The sequence below is a fragment of the Caulobacter sp. AVps18 genome (assembly GCF_058681425.1).
In genome coordinates this window covers 3,606,582-3,628,519 of the sequence record NZ_CM178737.1, presented here as the reverse complement: position 1 = coordinate 3,628,519, position 21,938 = coordinate 3,606,582, and the positions used below count along the sequence as shown (strand labels likewise).

Annotated in this window: 20 protein-coding genes and 1 tRNA gene; 10 read left to right on the top strand and 11 right to left on the bottom strand. The window is 66.7% G+C overall.

Going from position 1 to position 21,938, the window contains the following annotated elements:
- Window positions 1-25: 25 nt before the first annotated feature.
- From ACW179_RS16550 to ACW179_RS16540, 3 genes are read left to right on the top strand one after another with little or no spacing between them, the layout of a single operon-like run.
- Window positions 26-1,153, top strand: coding sequence for an efflux RND transporter periplasmic adaptor subunit (locus ACW179_RS16550; RefSeq protein ID WP_492060559.1), 1,128 nt, complete (start codon window positions 26-28; stop codon window positions 1,151-1,153).
- A complete protein-coding gene (locus ACW179_RS16545; protein WP_492060558.1) occupies window positions 1,153-4,299 on the top strand; it encodes an efflux RND transporter permease subunit in 3,147 nt (1,048 codons plus the stop codon). Before ACW179_RS16550 ends, ACW179_RS16545 begins: the two co-directional genes overlap by 1 nt.
- A 14-nt stretch (window positions 4,300-4,313) precedes the next feature.
- The gene (locus ACW179_RS16540) at window positions 4,314-6,668 is read left to right on the top strand and encodes a thiamine pyrophosphate-binding protein (RefSeq protein WP_492060557.1); all 2,355 of its coding nucleotides are present in this window, start codon (window positions 4,314-4,316) and stop codon (window positions 6,666-6,668) included.
- Window positions 6,669-6,767: 99 nt separating this feature from the next.
- On the opposite strand, the gene ACW179_RS16535 is transcribed toward ACW179_RS16540, so the two are convergent.
- The 3 genes from ACW179_RS16535 to ACW179_RS16525 all read right to left on the bottom strand — a co-directional run bounded on the left by ACW179_RS16535 (window position 6,768) and on the right by ACW179_RS16525 (window position 8,459).
- A complete protein-coding gene (locus tag ACW179_RS16535) occupies window positions 6,768-7,121 on the bottom strand; it encodes a nuclear transport factor 2 family protein (RefSeq protein WP_492060556.1) in 354 nt (117 codons plus the stop codon).
- Between the two features lie 2 nt (window positions 7,122-7,123).
- Window positions 7,124-7,858, bottom strand: a complete 735-nt coding sequence (locus tag ACW179_RS16530) for a nuclear transport factor 2 family protein (protein ID WP_492060555.1) — start codon at window positions 7,856-7,858, stop codon at window positions 7,124-7,126.
- Between the two features lie 109 nt (window positions 7,859-7,967).
- Window positions 7,968-8,459: a c-type cytochrome gene (locus ACW179_RS16525; RefSeq protein WP_492064341.1), complete on the bottom strand. Its 492-nt coding sequence runs from the start codon at window positions 8,457-8,459 to the stop codon at window positions 7,968-7,970.
- A 385-nt stretch (window positions 8,460-8,844) separates the two neighbouring features.
- Between ACW179_RS16525 and ACW179_RS16520 the strand changes: the two genes are divergently transcribed.
- The 3 genes from ACW179_RS16520 (at window position 8,845) to ACW179_RS16510 (ending at window position 10,300) form a co-directional block, all read left to right on the top strand.
- The gene (locus ACW179_RS16520) at window positions 8,845-9,342 is read left to right on the top strand and encodes a GcrA family cell cycle regulator (RefSeq protein ID WP_492060554.1); all 498 of its coding nucleotides are present in this window, start codon (window positions 8,845-8,847) and stop codon (window positions 9,340-9,342) included.
- A gap of 55 nt (window positions 9,343-9,397) precedes the next feature.
- Entirely contained in the window at window positions 9,398-9,613 is a 216-nt protein-coding gene (locus ACW179_RS16515) for a hypothetical protein (protein ID WP_492060553.1), read from the top strand.
- Window positions 9,614-9,817: 204 nt separating this feature from the next.
- Window positions 9,818-10,300: a MarR family winged helix-turn-helix transcriptional regulator gene (locus tag ACW179_RS16510; RefSeq protein WP_492060552.1), complete on the top strand. Its 483-nt coding sequence runs from the start codon at window positions 9,818-9,820 to the stop codon at window positions 10,298-10,300.
- 99 nt (window positions 10,301-10,399) lie between these two features.
- On the opposite strand, the gene arfB is transcribed toward ACW179_RS16510, so the two are convergent.
- The 5 genes from arfB to amaB form a co-directional block, all read right to left on the bottom strand.
- Window positions 10,400-10,822, bottom strand: a complete 423-nt coding sequence (gene arfB / locus ACW179_RS16505; protein ID WP_492060551.1) for an alternative ribosome rescue aminoacyl-tRNA hydrolase ArfB — start codon at window positions 10,820-10,822, stop codon at window positions 10,400-10,402.
- Window positions 10,819-11,277, bottom strand: coding sequence for a YaiI/YqxD family protein (locus ACW179_RS16500; protein WP_492060550.1), 459 nt, complete (start codon window positions 11,275-11,277; stop codon window positions 10,819-10,821). Before ACW179_RS16500 ends, arfB begins: the two co-directional genes overlap by 4 nt.
- A complete protein-coding gene (locus ACW179_RS16495; protein ID WP_492060549.1) occupies window positions 11,274-12,182 on the bottom strand; it encodes an alpha/beta hydrolase in 909 nt (302 codons plus the stop codon). Before ACW179_RS16495 ends, ACW179_RS16500 begins: the two co-directional genes overlap by 4 nt.
- A gap of 21 nt (window positions 12,183-12,203) precedes the next feature.
- Window positions 12,204-12,278: transfer RNA gene (locus ACW179_RS16490), tRNA-Thr, on the bottom strand.
- Window positions 12,279-13,080: 802 nt separating this feature from the next.
- A complete protein-coding gene (amaB, locus tag ACW179_RS16485) occupies window positions 13,081-14,604 on the bottom strand; it encodes an L-piperidine-6-carboxylate dehydrogenase (RefSeq protein WP_492060548.1) in 1,524 nt (507 codons plus the stop codon).
- A 118-nt stretch (window positions 14,605-14,722) separates the two neighbouring features.
- Between amaB and ACW179_RS16480 the strand changes: the two genes are divergently transcribed.
- From ACW179_RS16480 to ACW179_RS16465, 4 genes are read left to right on the top strand one after another with little or no spacing between them, the layout of a single operon-like run.
- The gene (locus ACW179_RS16480) at window positions 14,723-15,616 is read left to right on the top strand and encodes a polyprenyl synthetase family protein (RefSeq protein ID WP_492060547.1); all 894 of its coding nucleotides are present in this window, start codon (window positions 14,723-14,725) and stop codon (window positions 15,614-15,616) included.
- Complete coding sequence (locus tag ACW179_RS16475) at window positions 15,613-16,557, top strand: ABC transporter ATP-binding protein (RefSeq protein ID WP_492060546.1); 945 nt, start codon at window positions 15,613-15,615, stop codon at window positions 16,555-16,557. The genes ACW179_RS16480 and ACW179_RS16475 overlap by 4 nt, the downstream gene beginning before the upstream one ends.
- Entirely contained in the window at window positions 16,554-17,762 is a 1,209-nt protein-coding gene (locus tag ACW179_RS16470; protein ID WP_492060545.1) for an ABC transporter permease, read from the top strand. Before ACW179_RS16475 ends, ACW179_RS16470 begins: the two co-directional genes overlap by 4 nt.
- 8 nt (window positions 17,763-17,770) lie before the next feature.
- On the top strand, window positions 17,771-18,244 hold the full coding sequence (locus tag ACW179_RS16465) for a sterol desaturase family protein (RefSeq protein WP_492060544.1): 474 nt from the start codon (window positions 17,771-17,773) through the stop codon (window positions 18,242-18,244).
- Here the strand turns inward: ACW179_RS16465 and ACW179_RS16460 are convergent.
- Genes ACW179_RS16460 through crtY form a run of 3 tightly spaced genes read right to left on the bottom strand, consistent with a single transcriptional unit; the run spans window position 18,241 to window position 21,853 of the window.
- On the bottom strand, window positions 18,241-19,170 hold the full coding sequence (locus tag ACW179_RS16460) for a phytoene/squalene synthase family protein (RefSeq protein ID WP_492060543.1): 930 nt from the start codon (window positions 19,168-19,170) through the stop codon (window positions 18,241-18,243). The genes ACW179_RS16465 and ACW179_RS16460 overlap by 4 nt on opposite strands.
- Window positions 19,167-20,669 carry a phytoene desaturase gene (locus tag ACW179_RS16455; protein WP_492060542.1) on the bottom strand — a complete coding sequence of 501 codons (1,503 nt, stop codon included), beginning with the start codon at window positions 20,667-20,669 and terminating at the stop codon, window positions 19,167-19,169. Before ACW179_RS16455 ends, ACW179_RS16460 begins: the two co-directional genes overlap by 4 nt.
- Complete coding sequence (gene crtY, locus ACW179_RS16450) at window positions 20,666-21,853, bottom strand: lycopene beta-cyclase CrtY (protein WP_492060541.1); 1,188 nt, start codon at window positions 21,851-21,853, stop codon at window positions 20,666-20,668. Before crtY ends, ACW179_RS16455 begins: the two co-directional genes overlap by 4 nt.
- Window positions 21,854-21,938 lie beyond the last annotated feature (85 nt).

Genomic DNA, 21,938 nt, shown 5'->3' with positions numbered 1-21,938 from the left:
CCCCTCGGCGAGAGGAGTCGTTCCGTTGATCCGCAGGCACTTTTTCCTTGTGGCGGCCCTCGCCGCGATCTTGCTCATGCTTATCGCCGGCGGCGTGAAGCTGGCGCTGGGCGGAAAGGCGGCTACGCAGGGCGGTGGTCCGGGTGGTCGCGCCACGCTGGTCTCGCAGGTCCCGGTGGTCGCTCGTCCGTTTACGGATCGTATCGAAGTGCTGGGCGTCGCCAAGGGCCGCCAGTCTGTGACCATCACCTCCAACACCGCCGAAATGATCACGGCCGTCCATTTCCGCGACGGCCAGACGGTTGCGCGCGGCCAGGTGCTGGTTGAACTGAAGTCCGATAGCGAGAACGCCGGCATCGCCGAGGCCAAGGTTCGCCAGGCCCAGGCCGAGCGCGACTATCAACGCTGGAAAACGCTTGCCGATCGCGGCGTGGCCCCGCGCGTCAGCGCCGAGCAGTCTCTGGCCGCCCTGGAGACAGCCAAGGCCGCCGTCGCCTCGGCCCAGGCCCAGAAGCTGGACCGCGTCATCCGCGCGCCGTTCGCTGGCCGCGTGGGTCTGTCCGACGTGGCGCCCGGCACCCTGATCAGCCCCGGGACCGCCATCGTTACTCTGGACGACACCTCGGTGATCCGCGTCGATTTCTCGGTGCCCGACCGCTACCTCGCCACGCTCCGCGAGGGGCTGGACATCGTGGCCCGGCCAGACGCCCTGCCGGGTGAAAGCTTCCAGGGCCGTGTGGCCCAGATCGACACGCGGATCGATCCCGCCACGCGCGCCGTCAAGTCACGAGCCGAGTTCCCCAACGCCGGTGGCCGCCTCAAGCCCGGCATGCTGGTCAAGGTCGGCATCGACCAGGGCCAGCGCCAGGCACCGGCCGTGCCGGAGGCCGCCGTCCAGTTCGAAGGCGAGCAGGCCTCGGTCTTCGTGATTAGCAAGGGGCCCAAGGGCGCTGTTGCCCGCCGTACCGCCGTCGAGACCGGCCTGACGGCGGATGGCTTCGTCGAGATCCGCTCGGGGATCAAGCCTGGCGACAAGATCGTCGCCGATGGCCTCAACCGGGTTCGGGATGGCGGCGCGGTGACCACCGGCAAGGGTGGCCCGCAAGGCGCAGGCAAGCCCGCCGCGGGCGGCGCCGACCGCAAGGCCGGCTGATGCTTTCGGATCTCTCCGTCCGCCGCCCCGTCTTCGCCGCCGTCGCGGCGATCATCCTGTGCGTCATCGGTCTGGCCGCCTTCACCGGCCTGCCGATCCGCGAACTGCCCAATGTGGATCCGCCGGTGGTGTCGGTCTCGACCGCCTATCGCGGGGCCTCGGCCGAGGTCATCGAGGAGCGCATCACCCAGGTGATCGAGCGCCAGGTCTCGGGCATCCAGGGCATTGACCGGGTCAACTCGTCGTCGCGCGATGGCCGCTCGCAGATCAACATCACCTTCACCCTGGACCGCAATCTCGACGATGCGGCCAATGATGTTCGCGACGCCGTCAGCCGGGTCTCGGCCAACCTTCCCGACCAGGCCGACCCGCCACAGATCGCCAAGGCCACGGCCGACAGCGCGCCCATCATCATTCTGAATCTGACGTCCACGGTTCTGTCGCCGCTGGACCTGGCCGACTATGCCGACCGCTATCTGGTCGAGCGCATGTCCACCGTCCCGGGCGTCGCCCAGGCGGGCCTGAACGGCCAGCTCTACGCCATGCGCATCTGGCTCAATCCCGACGCCATGGCCGCGCGCGGGGTTACGGTCGACGATGTCGAGAATGCTCTCAACAGCCAGAACGTCGAGCTTCCCGCCGGCGCCCTGGAGAGTGACTCCAAGGATTTCACGATCCGCGTCAGCCGCAGCTATTCCAAGCCGGAAGACTTCGCAAAGCTGCCTATCCGCGCCGCCGACGCCAGTGGTTTCGTGGTGCGCATCGGTGATGTTGCACGGGTGGAAGAAGGCTCCAACGAGCGTCGCAAGATCTTCCGCGGCAACGGCGTCAACCAGGTGGGTATTTTCCTCACCCGCCAGTCACAGGCCAATGACGTGGCCATCTCCAAGGTCGTCGATCAGGAGATCAAGGAGATCAACAAGACGCTGCCGGCCGGCACCAAGCTGATCAAGGCGGTCGACAACTCGATCTTCACCGCCGAGGCGATCCACGAGGTCTGGGTCACCATGGGCATCTCGATCGGCCTGGTGGCCCTGGTGAACCTGGTGTTCCTGGGCAGCTGGCGTTCGGCCCTGATCCCCTCGATCATCGCGCCGATCTGCATCCTTTCGACCTTCATTGTCCTGGCCCCGCTGGGCTTCTCGCTGAACCTGCTGACCCTGCTGGCCCTGGTGCTGGCGGTCGGCCTGGTGGTCGATGACGCCATCGTCGTCGTCGAGAACATCCAGCGTCGTGTCGACGATGGCGAACCCGCGCCCGTCGCGGCCCTTCGCGGCACCCGGCAGGTGTTCTTTGCGGTCGTGGCCACCACCGTGGTGCTGATCTCGGTCTTTGCGCCGCTGATGTTCCTTCCCGGCTATATCGGGCGTCTGTTCGTCGAGCTGGCTGTGGCCATCGCCGCCGCTGTCGGCTTCTCGGCCCTTCTGGCGCTGAGCCTGTCGCCGATGATGGCCTCCAAGCTGCTCAAGCCGGCCACCACCGGCGGCTGGTTCAATCGCAAGGTCGATTTTGCGATGGAAAAGCTCAAGGACAGCTATCGCCATTCGCTGGAAAGCTTGCTGGCGGCCCGCTCGGCCACCATCGGCACAGGCCTTTTGGTGCTGGTGCTGGCGGCCGTGGCGGGGGGACTGTTCGTCGTCATGCCGCAGGAGCTGGTTCCGGCCGAGGATCGTGGCCGCGTCGACATCAACATCAATGGTCCCGAGGGCGCGGGCTTCGAATACACGGTCAAGGCGGCCAATCAGGTCGAGCGCGAGCTTGAAAAGTATCGTGCCGAAGGCGTCGCCGAGCGGACGGTGATCTCGGTACCGCGCTTTGGCCAGAGCCAGTTCAACACCGGAAACGGCGTTCTGGTGCTCAAGGGCTGGGGCGAACGCGACAAGACGGCCGATGAGCTGGCCGCCGAGTTGAACAAGAGCCTCGGCAAGATCACCGGCGTGCGCGCCGTCGCCAGCGTACGCGGCGCCTTTCAGCGCGGCGGCGGCGGTGGTGGCGGCGGTGGCGGCACCAATGTCGACATGATCGCCGTCGGCAACGACTATGCCGAGCTGGCCCGCTGGCTGCAGCCCATCCTGGCGGCGGCCCAGGATAATCCAGGCCTCTCGCGCCCGCGCATCGATTTCGAGCCCACATCGCCGCGTCTGTCGGTGCAGATCGACCGTGACAAGGCCGCCAGCTTGGGTGTCTCGGCCCAATCCATCGGTCGGGCGCTGGAGACCATGTTCGGCTCGCGCCGGGCTACGACTTATATCAAGAGCGGCCAGGAATATGACGTCATCCTGCAGTCGCGGCTGGAGCAGCGCCGCAGCATCGCCGACCTGGACCAGCTTCAGGTTCGCACTCAGTCAGGAACCCTGGTGCCGCTTTCCACTGTGGTGACCACCCAACTGCGCGGCGACACGCCTGACCGACCCCGGGTTGACCGCCTGCGCTCTGTCACCCTGACCACCCAACTGGCGGAAGGCTACACCGTGGCCGACGCCGTGAAGTTCTTCCAGGACGAGGCTGCCGCCCGTCCGACCCCGGGGGTCAGCGTCAAGTGGGGCGGGCAGGCCAAGGACTATCTGGAAGCGTCCGGCGCGGTGGGCATCGCCTTTGGCCTGGCCCTGCTGCTGGTGTTCCTGGTGCTGGCAGCCCAGTTCGAAAGCTGGATCCACCCGGCCGTTATCATGCTGACCGTGCCCCTGGCGGTGCTGGGTGGGCTGTTTGGCCTGCTGATGGTGGGATCGACGATCAACACCTACAGCCAGATCGGCCTGATCATCCTGGTGGGCATCGCGGCCAAGAACGGCATCCTGATCGTCGAGTTCGCCAACCAGCTGCGCGACGAGGGTCTGAAGGTCACCGAGGCGGTGATCGAGGCGGCGGCCCTGCGCCTGCGCCCGATCATCATGACCTCGATCGCCACCGCCATGGGCGCCTTGCCCCTGATGCTGTGGACCGGGGCCGGGGCGGGTAGCCGCCAGACGATCGGGGCGGTGATCTTCACCGGTGCGATCTTCGCCACCCTTCTGACCCTGTTCGTCGTGCCGGTGTTCTACAACCTGCTGGCGCGCTTCACGAAGTCTCCGGAGTGGACGACCCGGCAGATCGAGGACTATGAAGCCAAGGAGAAGAGCGGTGAGGGGCAAACCTCACCGGCATAAACCGGTGAGGAAGCATGCCTGACGGCTCAATGACGGCCAAGCGGCAGGAAATCGCGCTGCTGCGCCGTCTGGAGGAACGCATTCTCTGGCTGGCCTCGTGGACGATCCACAATGCCAACCATCTGCGGGAAAGCCGGGACGGGCTGAAGGTGGGCGGGCACCAGGCCTCTTGCGCCTCGATGACCACCCTGATGACGGCGCTCTACATGAAGGCGCTGCGACCCCAGGACCGGGTTGCGGTCAAGCCGCACGCCAGCCCCGTGTTCCACGCCATTCAGCACCTGTTTGGTCGCCAGAGCCTGGACAACCTCAAGCGCTTTCGCTCGCTGGGCGGGGCGCAATCCTATCCTTCGCGGACCAAGGATGTGGACGACGTCGATTTCTCGACAGGGTCAGTCGGCCTGGGTGTGGCCATGACCGCCTTCGCCTCGTTGGCCCAGGACTATCTGGCGGCGCGCGGGGCGGTGAAGGCCCAAGGCGTGGGCCGGATGATCTCGCTGCTGGGCGATGCCGAGCTGGACGAGGGCAACATCTACGAGGCCCTGATCGAGGCCTGCAAGCACGACGTCCGCAACACCTGGTGGATCGTCGACTACAACCGCCAGAGCCTGGATGCGACCACCCAGGACCGTATGTTCACCCGCTATGGCGAGATCTTCGAGGCGGCCGGCTGGACTGTCGAAACGCTGAAATGGTCGAAACGCCAGCGCGAAGCCTTCGCCCGGCCCGGCGGCGAAGCTCTGCGGGCCTGGATCGAAACCGCGCCCAACGACCTCTACTCGGCCCTGACCTATCAGGGCGGGGCGGCCTGGCGCGAGCGGCTGACGACGGATCTGGACGACCAGCCCCAGACCCTGACGCTGATCGCGGCCTACAAGGACGCTGATCTGGCCGAGCTGATGACCGAGCTGGGCGGCCACTGCCTTGAGACGCTGCTGGAGGCCTTCGAGCGAGCCAGCCATGACGACGCGCCGCGCTTCTTCATCGCCTATACCGTCAAGGGCCTGCGCCTGCCGTTCCAGGGCCACAAGGACAACCACGCCGGCCTGATGACCCCCACCCAGATCGCGCAGCTGCGCGAGCGGCTGGGCGTGGTCGAGGGCGAGGAGTGGGACCCGCTGTCGGGGCTTTCGTCCGCCGAGCGCACGGCCCTGAAGGGGCTCTTGGCCCGCGCGCCGTTCGCCGCCGACGTCAAGCGCCAGTACCTGGCACCGCAGGTCGCCACGCCGTCGGCCGATGAATTTCTGGACGCCGTGGCGGGGGCCGGCGAGCAGTCGACCCAGGCCGCCTTTGGCAAGGTGATGTTCGAGATCGCTCGCCGCACAGACGAGTTCTCCGGCCGGGTGGTGACCACCTCGCCGGACGTCACCGTCTCGACCAATCTGGGTGGCTTCGTGAACCGGCGGGGCGTGTTCCATCGCCGGGCCACCGAAGATGTCTTCAAGCGTCGCCGCATTCCCTCGGCCCAGGTCTGGTCGATGGCCGAAACAGGCCAGCACATCGAACTGGGTATCGCCGAGAACAACCTGTTCATCGCCCTGGCGGCGCTGGGCCTGACCGCGCCGCTGTTTGGCGAGCGGCTGTTCCCGGTCGGCACGCTGTACGATCCCTTTATCGCCCGCGGCCTCGATGCCCTGAACTATGCCTGCTACCAGGACGCCCGCTTTCTGCTGGTGGCCACGCCGTCAGGCCTGACCCTGGCGCCCGAAGGCGGCGCGCACCAGTCGATCAATGCGCCGGTGATCGGCATGGCCCAGCCGGGGCTGGATACCTATGAGCCCGCTTTCGCCGACGAGACGGCGGTGCTGATGGCCCGTGCCTTTGAGCGCATCCAGGCGGCGGACGGCTGTTCGACCTATCTGCGGCTGTCCACGCGGGTGATCAACCAGCCGGCGCGCGCTGACGACGCCTGGCGGGCCGGCGTGGTGCAGGGCGCCTATTGGCTGAGGCCCCCAGCGCCGGGAGCCCGGCTGGCGGTGATCTATAGCGGCGCCCTGGCACCCGAAGCTCTGGCCGCCTTCGAGGCCCTGGCCGAAGACATGCCCGAGGCGGGCCTGCTGGCCGTTACCTCGGCCGACGTCCTGCACCGCAACTGGACCGCCTCTGGCCGTTCACGCTGGACCGGGGAGGGCGCGCGGATATCGACCATCGAGGCCCTGCTGGCCCCGCTGGACCGCGACGCGGGACTTGTGACCCTGACCGATGGCTCGCCCCTGGCCCTGTCGTGGCTGGGGTCGGTGCGCGGCCAGCGGGTGCGGGCCCTGGGTCTGGAGACCTTTGGTCAGTCCGGAGACCTGCCAGACCTCTATGGCCTGTATCGCCTGGACGCTGAGGCTGTTCTGGACGCCTGTGCGGATCTGCTTACCTAGAGCGGGTTGCGATCTGATGGAATCAGATCACCCGCTCTAGGCTTTTGTTTTCACGCGCGTTTCATTCCGAAAACCGGTTCCCACTTTTCGGAACGCGCTCTAAAGCCCCTCGATCACGGTCATCCGCACGATCAGGCCGTCTCGGAAATCATAGGCCAGGGTTGCGGCGGTGTCGGACCATAGCGCGCCCTTAAGGCCGCGCACGGCATACTGGATGTCAGCCACCAGCCGCCCGGGCGGCTCAGCGCGGATGCGGATGATCCGGGCATCAGGGACCATCAACTCCAGTTGGCGCCCGAAATAGGCGATCACGGTGGGGCGGCTAATGAGGGTTCCGCCCTCGAGGATGTCTGGCCATTCGACGTCTTCGTGGAAGGTGGCGGCCAAGGCCGCCAGGTCGCGGGCGTTGAAGGCGTCATAGGCCCTGGCCAGGAGAGCGCGTTCGGCGCGCATGGTCAGTGAACTTCTGCCGGCGGATTGTCGTCGATCTGCATCTCGACGATCAGTCCGTCTTCAATCTGATACTCGACTATAACGGGGCCCTCCCACCAGAATCCGCCACCTGAGCCCCGGACCAGGACATCGACAATCGCCTCGAACCGCTCGTCGCCCAGGGGCTTGATGGCCGTTACGGAGGCGGCGACCTGGATGGCGGCGAACTGGCGCAAATAGTAGGCGCGGATGGCGGGCAGGCCGACCACGTCGCAATGTTCAAGGTTGTCAGGAATGCGCGCCTGGGGGTGAAATACCGCCATGACGCCCTCGATATCGTGGCGGCCGATTGCGTCATGCAATGTCGTCAACAGAGGCAGGATTTCGCTGTCAACGTCTGCGCCGACGTCCTGCTCCGCGTCCATCCGGGCCACCAGTCCCTCGTGAAACCGGAAGACGTGCCGAACCCTCGTATTGGACCAAAGCGTGCCGTCTACGACGCTGAGGATGACCTGCTGGGCCAGGACCGAAACGCAGCCATCGCCGAGGTCCTGCACCTGGATGGGCGCATATTCGGCGTGCAGGGCGGCCGTATCCTCAAGGATGTAGGCCCGTAAGGCCGCTTTTCCGCTCAGTCGTCCACCGGCGGTTTCCTGCGGCCAGTCGATGTCCTCGGCCAGAAGGTCGAAGAATAGGTTGAAGTCCCGGCTGTTGAAGGCGCTGTAAAGTTTCAGCACACTGGCTTCGGCGTCGGTCATGGCGCGAGGTCCGCTCCCTCGCCGTGGGTCGTATCCATGCGCGTCACTATGCAATCGGAAAGATTATCGGCCGCATCAAGGTCGGTCAGTGGCGCTGGCGGGGTGATCATCAGGGCGCCGGCTTGTAGCCCGTCTCGACCTTCAGATAGGCGATCAGGTCGATACGATCCTTGGGGTCCTTGAGGCCGGCGAACGACATCTTGGTTCCGGGCATGAAGCCGCGCGGGTCGGCCAGCCACCTGTCCAGATGCTCGCCGTCCCAGACGAAACCGGCGGCCTTTACAGCGTCCGAATAGGTGTAGTCCGCCACAGCGCCGGCCTTGCGGCCAAACACGCCATGCAGGTTGGGACCGGTCAGGTTCGGTCCGCCTTCTGCGATGGTGTGGCACGAGCGGCACAGGGCGAACTTGCTCTGGCCGTTGGCCAGGTCGCCAGTGTTGTAGGGAGCGGGCAGGGTGGCCAGCGCGGCGGCCTTTTGGGCGTCGGTGGGGGCGGGAGCTGTCGGGCGGGCCGGCGCTTCCGAGGCTGTTCCGTCGTCTTTGGAACACGCGGCCAGCGCGACCGACAGCGCGGCCATGGCGATCAGGTTGAGTTTCAGCATCGACATCCGCAAGAGCTCCATGATCGTCCAGACATAGGTCCTTTCAAGGCGATCAAAAGCCTCAAAATTCGATTACGGGCGCACGATGAAATCGCGTTCCGATCGGTCTCTCGCGACGTTTCGACGCAAACTCTGCGACGCCGCGCCACATTCATTTGCCGCCAAGGTTCAGGATTCGGATTTCTGGTGTAACGCCGTTATGTCGTCAAGCTTCCGCCATGGTTTCCGCGTCGTCCCTGCGACAATTGCTGGTATGTGCCCGATTTAAAACATGAAAGGTGAAATCGGGAAACGTGGGTCTGCACATAACTGTTTGACGGCCGTTAACCATGATCCTACCCAAATGAGGCGGGGGGTTGCCCCGGCTTGGTTGGGATGAAGCGCGATGGACTGGAGCGACGAACGGACGGCGGTTCTGAAAAAGCTTTGGCTTGAAGGCCTTAGCGCGAGCCAGGTGGCCCGGCAGCTGGGCGGCGTCAGCCGCAGCGCTGTCATCGGCAAGGTGCACCGCCTGGGCATCACGGTCCGCGAAACGCCGGTCCGGCAGCGCGCCGTTTCGGTGCGGGCCCTCAGCCGGGTTCCGGCCCGTCCCCGCATTGTCCGCGACGTTGTGGTCGCTTCGGCGAGAGCCCCGATCGTGGTCGCCGACGAGCTTTGCGCCACGTCCAACATTCTGGGCCTCGAGACCCATTCCTGCCGTTGGCCGATCGGCAATCCCGATCAGAACGATTTCGGTTTCTGCGGTCGCGACAAGCCCGCCCGGGGCTCCTATTGCGACCAGCATGCCCAGGGCGCCTTCCGCCGTCATCAGTCCTCGGCCGAAATCAAGGCCTGGACCCTGAAGGGCGTGCCCGAGAAGCGCATTCAACAGCGCGCTCTCTGACTTCCGCGTCGTTTCCGCCCCCTGTCATTTGACCCCCTCTGTTGAGTAGATCGCCATGAACATGGTCCTCATCGAAAATACCGCCGGTAGCAGCCAGGTCATCACCATCATCGAGGAGTTCGCCGGCCATTCGGTGTCGCGCGATCTCAATCCCGGCGACCACGCCCGCATCCCGGTCGGCCAGTTCAAGTCGATCACCGTCCGCGAGACCTATCCCGACGACTGGCTCAGCCGGGCCCGCGCCCGCAATCGGGCCGCCGGCGAGGCCTGAGCCCTGCGCCTGTCGAAAGCCCCGCAAGCCCTCCCGGCTTGCGGGGTTTTTTACGTGTCGCGCGATTGAACAGGTGCAAGTGCGCTCAAATTGGGACCGGTGTCTCGACGACGATTGCGCAGTTCAAGAACGCATGACATGAAAGCGCCGACGCATGCCCGGGGGGGATGAGTTGCGGGTCTGGATGTCGGGGATGCGTTCGTCGTGCCGTTGCCAAGCTATCTAAGCTATCTGCTGTATCAGACCGAGCAGCACCGGCGGGCGCTGGCTACGGACTGTATCGCCAAGCACGGACTGACCTTCCCCAAGTGGGTCGCCATGATCGCCCTGGCGCGGTTTGGCGACTGCTCGATGACCCGCCTGGCGCGTCTGGCCGCCACCGACCGCACCACGCTCACCCGCTCCATCGATGGCCTGATCCGCGACGCGCTGGTGGTCCGCGCAGCCTCGCCCGGCGACCGCCGCATTGTCGTGGTGCGCCTGACCCCGGCGGGTACGGATCTGCTGGCCCGCATCAACGAAGACCTCCAGCCGCGCCATGCCGAGCTCTATGCCGATCTGACGCCCGAAGAGCGGACCAACATGACCCGCTATCTGAAAAAGATGGTGGCCGGCCTGATAGAAGAGCCTGAATGGCAGCAGGACGTCCTGGCCTTCAGCCGCAAGGGCGAGGCGCTGACGGTCTAGGAGCGGGTTGCGATCTGATGAAACAGATCACTAGCTCTAGTCTTTTGTTTTCACGCGCGTTTCATTCCGAAAACCGGTTCCCACTTCTCGGAACGCGCTTTAGTCGTCGCCACGTGGCTTGCCCCTCAGGCTCTTGACCCCGGCGCGCTTGCCCTTGGTTTCCAGCCGCTTGAGCTTGCTGGAATAGGTGGGCTTGGTCGGCCGTCGCGCCTTGGGCCGCTCGGTGGCCTTCAGGATCAACTCGACCAGGCGCGCGCGCGCCTCCTGCCGGTTCATCTCCTGCGAGCGGCTGCCCTGGGCGAACAGCACCAGCACGCCGTCCTGGGTCATCCGACTGCCGCCAAGCGTTTCAAGCCGCGCCTTGACGTCTTCGGGCAGGGTGGGGGAGCCTCGGACATCGAAGCGCAGTTCAATGGCGGTGGAGGTCTTGTTGACATGCTGGCCGCCGGGTCCCGAAGCGCGCGCCGCCTTTTCGATGATCTCGTCGTCGTCGATACGCAGCCAGGACGTGATCTGGATCATCGTCGGCCCCGAGTGGCCTTGACCACCACCGTGTCCAGCGCCTGCAGGAACTTGCTGCGATCCTGCGGGCCAAAGGCCTTGGGGCCGCCGGTCACCTCGCCCATCGAGCGCAGGTGCTCGCCGATGGAGCGCGAGGCCAGGGCCGAGCCGATCATGTCGGGCGTGAACACCCGGCCATTGGGCGCCAGAGCCGCGGCACCGGCCTTCAGCACCCGGTCGGCCAGGGGGATGTCGTTGGTCACCACCACGTCGCCGGGAACCGCCCGCTCGGCGATCCAGTCGTCGGCCACGTCAGGGCCTGAATCGACCACCACCTGCTCGACGGCGGGGGTAAGCGGCACGCGGATCCAGCTGTTGGAGACGACAAAGGTCTTCAGCCCATAGCGCGCGGCCACCTTGTAGATCTCGTCCTTCACCGGGCAGGCGTCGGCGTCGATGAAGATCGTGGTCTTCATGTCATGTGTCTCAGCGCTTCACCGATGTCCGCGCCCAGCTGGTCAACGGCGGCGACAGCGGTGGAAGAAACATGGGTGAGGTTGGCGAAGCCATGGACCTGGCTTGGATATTCGCGCAGCGCGACCGCGATCCCCGCCGCTTCGAGCGCCTCGGCGTAGCGCGCGGCGTCGGGATGAACAGGGTCAAGATGGGTGCCGGTGACCATCAGGGTCCGGGGCGTGGCCGGATCTATGGTGTCCAGCAGCGAGGGGGCCGCGCCGCCGGCCAGTTGGGCGTTGATATAGGCGACAGCCAAACGACCCAGAACGCGGGAATCGCGCAGCGGCGCGCCAGCCCAGGCGCGATCGTCCAACTGAATGAGGGGGTAGAAAAGGGCCTGAACCTTCACGGCGCCGGGCCTGTGGCGATTGGCGTCGCTCGCCACGGTCGCCGCGAGATAGGCACCGGCGGAGTCGCCCGCGACGGCCAGCCGATCAAGATCGACGCCAAGGTCCTCAGCCTTGTCACAGACCCACTGGAAGGCGGCCTTGGCGTCCCTGACCTGCTGCGGAAACGGGTTCTCGGGTGCCAGGCCATAGCCGATCGAGAGCACTCGCGCCCTGGCGGAGTGGGCAAGGCGCACACACAGCGCGTCGTGGGTTTCGATATCGGAGATCACAAACCCGCCGCCGTGGAAAAATACGATCCCCGGCCCGGACGCCTCGGTGTCCATCGGCACATAGAGCCGCGCGGGACGGGCGCCGGTGGCGGCGGGATAGTCGAAATTTCGGATCTCGGCGAGGCGGGGAAGGCCGCGATCCCGGTGCGCCACGGCAAACCGTGTCGCCTCCCGGACGCGCTCCAGGCAGAAGCGGTGGGCGCTTGAAACCCGTTCCGCAAGGCGGCTTGCCAGGAGCGCTTTCATCGAACTCCGCCAAGTGGGATGTGGTGCCGGATGAGGGGATTGAACCCCCGACCTTCGGTTTACAAAACCGCTGCTCTACCGCTGAGCTAATCCGGCCGGCGCGCCGGGGACCCCGACGGGGACCCTCCTTAGCCTCGGATGGGGGCGGTGGGCAATGGGGGGCGGTGTTTTCTCAGGGCTATTAAGGGGCTGGGTGATGGAGATATGACGGTCGGCGCTGAAGGCCCCCACCTGACCGGCAGAGCGAAAAGATCCTCCCCCTGAAGGGGGAGGTGTCGCCGCAGGCGACGGAGGGGGTAGTTCTGCTGACTCGGTGCGGTCTTCCCCCTCCGGCCTGACGGCCGCCTCCCCCTTCAGGGGGAGGATTTGTGGGGATCCAGCCCGCTCGATCCCCGGCGCATCGCCTATAGAACCCACTAAAATCAACACCCTGCAAAAAGAACGAGCGCGCCAATCAAACGCGCTCGGAACGCCCCGCATAAACATCCCACCTCGTCGCGGGGAAGGGCGCCAGGCCAGCGACCGAAGCGGCGGCGGGGTGTGGTCGAGCGGGAAGCTCAAACGATGGCGGGTCAGAACCGCCAACCCTTTCGTGTCTGGCGGCGGTCGGCCGTGGAACACTAAAACGACGTCACGTCAGGGGTCGCGCGAGCAGCAGGCCGGTTCGGAAGAACCGGCAGTCCGGGACGGGGTTGCTCCCCGGTCCGCCCGTCGGAGGCTTCAAGGCGGCGAGGCCCCAACAGGGCTCAAGCGCCGCACGCCTCTGCAAGAACGACCACGCGGAGCGCTCGTCTTCGTCGAAACGGTATTCACTACTCTTCATCCGGGCGAGGCCCGGGCGCTTCGCAGCCCTTCCCACACCATCGCAGCCAAAGCGCGGGGGCAAAGACCCATGCGCCTATAGGTCAAACCTCACGCCCTGGGCCAGGGGCAGGGCTCCGGAATAGTTCACGGTCGCGGTCTGGCGGCGCATATATTGCTTCCAGCTGTCGGAGCCGCTTTCGCGGCCGCCGCCGGTTTCCTTTTCGCCGCCGAACGCGCCGCCGATCTCGGCGCCCGACGGGCCGATATTGACGTTGGCAATGCCGCAGTCGCTGCCCGAGGCGGCCAGGAAGGCTTCGGCTTCGCGCACGTCATTGGTCATCACGCAGGAGGACAGGCCCTGGGGCACATCGTTCTGGATCGCCACCGCCTCGTCGAAGTCGCGATAGGGCACCACGTGCAGCAGGGGCGCGAAGGTCTCGCGCTGCATGCCGGCGCTGGGGGCGGGCAGGCGGGCCAGGGCCGGGCGCACATAGAAGGCCTCGGGATGCTCGTCGATCAAGAGGCGCTCGCCGCCACTGACGGTGCCGCCATCGGCCCGCACCTGGTCCATGGCGGCCAGGAAGCTCTGATAGGCGGCCCTGTCGTGCAGCGGGCCCAGCAGCACGCCGTCGCGGCGCGGATCGCCGACCGGCAGCCGTGCAAAGGCGCTCTCGACCGCGTTGGCCACCTTGTCGACCAGGGTCTCATGGACGATCAGCCGGCGCAGGGACGTGCAGCGCTGGCCCGCCGTGCCGGCGGCCGAAAAGACGATGGCCCGCACGGCCAGCGACAGGTCGGCGCTGGGCGTGACGATCATGGCGTTATTGCCGCCCAGCTCCAGGATCGAGCGGCCAAAGCGGGCGGCCACGATGGGGGCGACGGCCTGGCCCATGCGGGTGGAGCCGGTGGCGCTGACCAGCGCCAGGCGCGGATCGCGCACCAGGCGTTCGCCGGCGTCGCGGCCGCCCAGCACGACGCTGGACAGACCCTGCGGGGCGTCGCCGAACCGGGCGATGGCGCGGTCCAGGATGGCTTGGGTGGCCAGGGCGGTCAGGGGCGTTTTTTCCGACGGCTTCCAGATCACCGGGTCGCCGCAGACCAGGGCCAGGGCCGCGTTCCAGGCCCAGACGGCGACGGGGAAGTTGAAGGCGCTGATCACCAGCACCGGACCCAGCGGATGCCAGGTCTCGCGCATGGCATGGCCCGGTCGCTCCGAGGCGATGGTCAGGCCGTGCAGTTGCCGCGAAAGGCCGACGGCGAAGTCGCAGATATCGATCATCTCCTGCACCTCGCCCGCCGCTTCCGAGGCGATCTTGCCGGCTTCCAGGGTGACGAGAGCAGCCAGTTGATCCTTGGCGGCGCGCAGTTCCTCGCCCAGCAGGCGCACCAGCTCGCCGCGCCGCGGGGCCGGCACGCTTTTCCAGACGGCGAAGGCCCGGCTGGCGGCGGCGATCCGGGTCTCTATGGCCTTGGCGTCGTCATAGGCCACCTGGGTCAGGATCGACCCGTCGATGGGACTGCGGACGGGAACGCCGCCATCGGCGGGCAGGCCGACGACGCCGAGATCAGCCAGGACAGTACGGGCGTGAGCGGCGGGGGATTGGAAAGACGAGGTCATTCCCGTGGAAAACGCCCACCCGGCCGCCGGGTCAAGGGGGTGCTGCTTGACGCTGTTGGCGGGCGCCTTCAAATGATGCGGCCCACATCGGGGCGTCAGGGCCTGTCGCGAAGCGCGAATGGACGATAACGCCACCAATCTTCAGCGACTTGAGGCCTTGCGGGCCAGCGTTGATCGACGCCTGGGCGAGCTTGCGCCCAAGGTCGGATCTGCCCCCGACCGTCTGGTCGAGGCGGTGCGCTATGCCCTGCTGGCCCCGGGCAAGCGCTTTCGGCCCATGCTGACCCTGCTGGCCGCAGCACGGTTCGGGGCCGCGGAAGGTGCGGCGCTGGATACGGCCTGCGCCTTCGAGATGGTCCATGCCGCCTCGCTGATTCTGGATGACCTGCCCTCGATGGACGACGCCGGCCTGCGTCGCGGACTGCCCACCATTCACCGGGCTTTCGACGAGGCGACCGCCGTGCTGGCGGGGGTCGGCCTGTTGAACCAGGCCTATGCCGTTGTCGCCGCCGACACGTGCCTTGATAGCGGGCTGCGGGCCGAGATTTCCGGCCGCATCGCCCAATCGGTCGGATTTTCCGGCCTGATCGCCGGCCAGGCGCGGGATCTGTTCGACCGCGACCAGCTGCGTGACCTGCCGGCCATCGACCGCTTAAACCACGAAAAGACCGGCGTGCTGATTGTCGCCGCCGCCCAGGCCGGGGCGCGGATCGCCGGGGCCTCCGACGCCGCCGTCGAGGCGGTGGGCGAGTTTGGCTGGCGCATGGGCCTGGCCTTCCAGATCCGTGATGACTTGATCGATGCCGAGGGCTCGGTCGAGGGGGCCGGCAAGGACGTGGGCAAGGACGCCCAGATGACAACGGCCGTCTCGCTGCTGGGCGTCGCCGGGGCTCGCGCAGCCATGGAGGCCCACCTGACCGCCGGCCGGGCGGCGCTGGACAGTGTGGGCGGCTGCGACCTCGTGGCCGGCTATGTCGGTCGCCTCTTCGCCGGACGCAAGGCGGCGGCGTGACCGTGTCGCCCATTCTGACCGTGACGGGCGCGGTCCATGCCTATGGCGACAAGACCGTGCTGCACGGCGTGGATCTGGCGCTGGCCCCGGGCGAGATCTACGCCCTACTGGGCCCAAATGGCGCAGGCAAAACCACGCTGATCAAGACCATCTGCGGGCGTCTTAGCCCTGATCGGGGCGAGATTCGCCTCAACGGCCAGGACCCGGCCCGGGTCGCCTCGGCCAGGGCCGTGGTGGGTCTGGTCCCGCAGGAGATCGCCCTCTATGCCCATCTGACTGTGGCCGAGAATCTGGCCGCCTTCGCCAGCCTGGCCCAGGTGCCGCGCAAGGCCGTATCGGCGGCCGTTGAGCGGGCCATGCGCCTCACCCGAACCACCGACCGCGCTCACGTTCCTGTCCGCCACCTGTCGGGCGGCTATCAGCGGCGCGCCAATATCGCCGCCGCCATCGTCCATCAGCCGGCCCTGCTGATCCTCGACGAGCCGACGGTGGGGGTCGACATCGACGCCCGCGAGGCGCTGGACACGGTGATCCGCGACCTGCGCGACTTGGGCGTGGCGGTGCTGATGACCACCCACGATCTGGAGCAGGCCGGGGGCCTGGCCGACCGCGTGGGCTTCCTGCGTGAAGGCCGCATGGTGCTGGAGGGGCCGCCCCGGACCCTGCTGGCCGACGCCTTTGGCGCGCGGATGGAAGTGATGGTCCAACTGGCCGAAGCACCTAACGCCGCCGGCGAAGTTTCTCTGGTCGCCGAGGGCCTGAGCCCGTCTACCCACCGCGCCGACCTGTGGACGCGGCTGGACGCCGACGGCTATGCCGCCGCCGGGCGACTGGACAAGGCTTTGCGCAAGGCCGGCCTGACGCCCCGCGAGATCCGGGTCCGCGAACCGTCCCTGCAGAACCTGTTCTCGCTGGTGGCCGAGCGGAAGCTGGCGGCATGATCCGGCTGTACATGACGCTGGCCATGGTCAAGGTCATGGCGCTGGAGCTTTGGCGCGACCGGGCGGCCCTGGTCATGACCTTCCTGCTGCCGCCGCTGGTTTTCCTGATCTTCAGCTCGGTATTCGCCGGGGCGACGGGTGAAGACATCCAGCCCAAGCTGGCGATGGCCGATCTGGCCGGGACGCAGACCTCTGGCCGGGTCGCGGCCGCCCTTCTGGCCAGTTCCGAAATCCGCGCCGAGGCGGTCGCACCGGCCACGCTTGAGGCGGTGCGAGCCAGGGTGAAGTCTGGCCAGGCTGATGCGGGCCTGGTGATCCGATCCGATCCCGCCGCGCCGGGCAGGCCCTTCCTGATCATCGCCGATCCAGGCCGCGCCGTCGCCGCGCCCCTGGCCCAGGCCAGGGTGCAGCAGGCCTTGGCCCGCGCCGCTCCGGACGCCGCCCTGCGCCGCAGTGTCGATCAGCTGACCCCGGCCCTGGGTGCCCTGACCCCGGCCCAGTCCGCCCGGATCGAGGCCGCCGCCGTCGCGCTGAAGGCCCGGCCTGCCACCGTCTCTGGCGGCGACCTGTTCGACCGCGAAGATCTTTCCGGGGCCCGCAAGGGCGGGGCGGTGATCGCCTACTATGCCGGGGCCGTGATGATCCTGTTCGCCCTGTTCTCGGCCATGCAGGGCGCGCTGGGACTGATGGACGAGCGCCGCTCGGGCGTCGCCGATCGCCTGCTGGCCGGTGTGGCGGGCATGGGACCGGTGGTGACGGGCAAGTTCGTCTTCCTGGTGGGGCAGGGGATCGTCCAGGCCGTAGCGATCTTCGCCACAGCCCAGATCGTCTATGGCGTGGCCGTGCTGGATCATCTGGCCCTGTGGCTGCCCACCACCCTGGCGACGGCCGTGTGCGCGGCCGGCCTTGCCCTGGGCCTTGTCTCCGTCTGCCGGACCCGCGAGCAGGCCCAAATGCTGTCGACCTTCGTGATCCTGGTGCTGGCGGCCATCGGCGGCAGCATGGTTCCGCGCTTCCTGATGCCGGTCTGGCTGCAGACCGTCGGCTGGTTCACCCCCCATGCCTGGGTGATTGAGGCGTATCAAGGCGTGCTGTGGCGCGACGCCGGACTCTCGCAGGTGTATAAGGCCTGGGGCGTGCTGACCGCCGCCGGCCTGGCCGGTCTCGCCTTGGCCCAGACCCTGGCGCGGCTGTCGCGTCGATAGGAACCGTGATGACGACCCTGGCCCTTGATCTGGTGCTGTTCCTGGCGGCCTTCGCCTTCATGGAAGGCTTCGCCTGGGTGACCCACAAGTACGTCATGCACGGCTTCATGTGGGTCTGGCACAAGTCGCACCACGAGCCGCGCGAGGGGCTGTTCGAGCTGAATGACCTGTTTGCCGTGGTCTTTGCCGCCCCGGCCATCGTGGCGATCTATTTCGGCGTCCACGGCACGCCGTGGCTACTGCCTTTGGGCCTTGGGATCACCGCTTACGGCTTCATGTATTTCGTCTTTCACGACGGCATGGTGCACAAGCGCTTCAAGACGCCGTTCGGCAAGTCGGCGTTCTGGAAGCGGGCGATCCAGGCGCACCGAATCCACCACGCGGTCCACACCAAGCACGGCGCTGTGTCGTTCGGCTTCCTGTGGGCGAAACCGGTGCGGGAACTGAAGGCGCAGTTGAAGTCGCGAGGCGTCGAAGCCTAGATCTTCGACCACATCTCTGGGCGGGGCGGCGGCTTTATCGCCCGGTCCCAGAGTGCCGAACGCAGGGCGATGATGCCGCCCTCCAGCGCGCGCCAGGCCTTCATCCGGCCGCTGACCACGACGCGCTCGTCCCAGGCCTTGGCGCCGACCTTGACCACGTCCAGCCCGATCTGCCGATAGACGCCCCGCGCCGCCGCGATGGCCCAGGCGCAGCGGACCGGAAGGTCGCGCAGCCCCCAGCGGGCTGACGCGTAGTAGGGTTCTGCGGCGTGGACCAGGCGGCTGGCGATCACGGCGATGGCGGCGCGATGGACGGGATCGGCGACAGCGGTCTCTGGCACGCCGAACTCCGCTAGCCAGGCGCGGGGTACATAGATCCGGTCGTTGCGGGCGTCCTCGACGATGTCGCGGGCGATGTTGGTCAGCTGGAACGCCAGGCCCAGGTCCTGGGCGCGGCGCAGGATCGAAAGCTGGTCAGGCTTCACGCCCATCACTAGCGCCATCATGGTTCCAACGACGCCGGCGACGCCCCAGCAATAGTCGAGCAGTTCGTCCAGCGTCTGATAGCTGCGGCCTTCGACGTCCATCGCAAAACCGTCGATCATGTCCAGGGCGTAGCGCTCGGGGATCTGCCGGCGTCGGGCCACGGTCTGGAAGGCTGCAAACTGCGGGTCGGCTGGCGGCTCCCCGGCCAGGGCGGACCGGGTCTGGGCGTAGAGGACGGCCAGACGGGCCGGAGCGTCCTCGACCGGACTCATGCCGTGGCCCAGGGTCTGGCCGTCGATCACGTCGTCGCAGTGTCGGCACCAGGCGTAGAGCATCTCGGCATCGGCGCGGGTTTCAGCGTCGAACAGGGCCGCGGCGGCGGCAAAGCTCTTGCTGCCCTTCTGGATCGCTTCGCGACTCTGCAGTTCCAGGTCGCTCACGCGGCGGCGGTCTCGAAGTCGTCGATCATCAGGCCAGCCGTCGCCTTGGCCGATCCGACCACGCCGGGAATCCCCGCGCCGGGATGGGTGCCGGCACCGACGAAATAGAGGTTGGGAATCACGTCGTCACGATTGTGGGTGCGGAAGAAGGCGCTCTGGGTCAGCAGCGGCTCCAGCGAGAAGGCCGCGCCGTTCCAGGCGTTCAGTTCGGTGGTGAAATCATCTGGCGTGAAGATGCGGCTGGTCACCAGATCGCGCGACAGGTTGGGGATATAGCGCTCTTCCAGATAGTTCAGGATCCTGTCGCGATAGGCCGGGCCTTCCTTGGACCAGTCGATTTCGGCCGTCTCCAGATTGGGCACCACCGACAGCACGTAGAAGCTGGTGCAGCCGGGGGGGGCCATGCCGGGATCGGTGGCGCAGGGCGAGTGCAGATACAGCGAGAAATCGTCGGCGAGGGCGTTCTTGCTATAGATCTCGCCGATCAGCTCGCGATAGCGCGGGCCAAAGCAGATCGTGTGGTGACGGATCTCAGGGTGCTCGGCCTTGAGCCCGAAATAGATCACGAACAGTGACGGGCTCCAGCGCTTGTTCTCCAGCGCCTTGCTGGCCTTCTTGCCGCGCGGATCGTCGACCAGCAGTTCGCGATAGGTGTGCATGACGTCGGCGTTCGAGGCGACCGTGTCATAGGCCTCGAAGGTTCCGTCGCTCTGGATGATGCCGGTGACGCGGCCGTCCTGGGTGGCGATCTTGCGGACCGGCGCATTGAGCCGGAGCGTACCGCCCAGATCCTCGAACAGTCGCACCAATCCGCGGATCAGGGCGCCTGTGCCGCCACGTGGGAACCACACACCGCCGCGACGCTCCAGGGCGTGGATCAGGGCATAGATCGACGAGGTGGCGAACGGACTGCCGCCGACCAGCAGACTGTGGAACGAAAGGGCCTGGCGGACATGTTCGTCCTTCACGAAGGACGAGACCTTGTCATAGACGCTGCGCCACGCCTGCAGCTTCATCAGCGCCGGTGCCGATGAGATCATGCTACGGATGTCGAGGAAGGGTTCGGCCCCCAGTTCGACATAGCCCTTCTGGTAGAGCTCTTCTGAATAGGCGTGAAACCGGCGATAGCCTTCGACGTCGGCCGGGTTGCGGGCGCCGATCTGGCGGTCCAGTTCGGCCTGATCGTTGGCATAGTCGAAGACGTCGCCGTCTTCCCAGACCAGCCGGTAGAACGGATTGACCGGCAACAGCTCGACATAGTCCTCGATCTTGCGACCGCTGAGCGTGAATAGTTCCTTGAGGCAGTCAGGATCGGTGATGACGGTAGGGCCAGCGTCGAAGATGAAGCCCTCGTCTTCCCAGACATAGGCACGGCCGCCGGGCTTGTCGCGGCCTTCGATCACGGTGACGTCGAAGCCGGCCGATTGAAGGCGAATAGCCAAGGATAGTCCACCGAAGCCGGAACCGATGACGGCTGCGCGAGGCTTGGGTTGGGTCATGCGGTCTTGTCCTGGGTCACGGAATTTTCGGCGAGATAGCCAATGGCGCGGGAGATGGGAACAGGGGGCTTGCCGATCAACACGCGAGCCTTGTCCCAGGGCGTCAGGCGCGCAGCGTAGAAGCGTTGGATCAGCGGCAGGCGCAACCGGTAAAAACGCTCAAGCACCTTGTAGCGCTGGTCTGGCTCGCAGGCCTTGAACAGCATGCGGTTGAGAAGCCGGAAATAGCGACGCCTGCGCCAGGCCGCCTTGGAGTGCGCTTCGACGCAATTGCGGACATGAGCGCTGGTGATGCGGGGCAGGGCGGCGATCTGGTCGGCCAGACGCGCGGCGTCGGGCAGAGAGTAGCCGGTGGTCGGTTGAAAGAGGGCGGCGCGCAGGCCGACCTCGGCGACCTGGGCCCGCGCCTCACGCCAATAGGCGTCAATGTCGCCGGCCAGGGCGATGGGCAGGACTCCGTGTTCCTCGCGCTCGACAGCGGCAATGACCCAGCCCTGCTGACCGGCATAGGCGGCGATTGCGGCCCTCAGATCGGAATGGTCCAGGCCTGGCCCATCGCTGTAACGCGTATCCTCGATCAGCAGGCGCGTGGCGTCCAGCGGCAGGACATAGACGAAGCGATAGCCGTCCAGTTGCGAGACCGTGGCGTCCATGACGATGGGGCGCGTCAGGCCATGGGGCGCGCTCAGGCGCACGCCCTGGCCCAGGAACTTCTGCCAGCCGAGGACAAGACTGCGACTGCGGCGCGGACCCCGCCCGTCGATCACGGCGGCGGCAGTAATTCGGCGACCGTCTGACAGTGTGACCTGATGGGGCGAGACGTCCGACACCGCAGCCCCCAGCCAGGCGTTTGCGCCCAGGGCGGTGGTCACCATCTGGTGCAGGCGCTCTGAGGTGATAGCCAGATACTGTGTCGTCAGGGATCGGCTGTGGGCGGGGAAGCGCACGTCATAGCCGGCCCAGCGGTGCACGATGAGAGGGCGAAGCCAGCCTCCGATGCCGGGGCTGACATCGGTCTCGAAGTGGCACCAGGTGTGCTCGCCGCCGATTCGGCTTTCGCGCTCGATCAGAACGACGCTGAGGTCGGGACGCAGGGCCTTCAGGCGCAACGCAATCAGGCTGTTGGCCAATCCGCCGCCTACCAGGACGACGTCTGCACGGGAGGTTGGTGAAGCGGCGACCATGCTTGAAGCCTCTAGCATGATTGGGCGACCGTCACGCCAGCGTTGCGCATGACAAAACGAGCGGCTAGGCACGGCGAAACCGGGA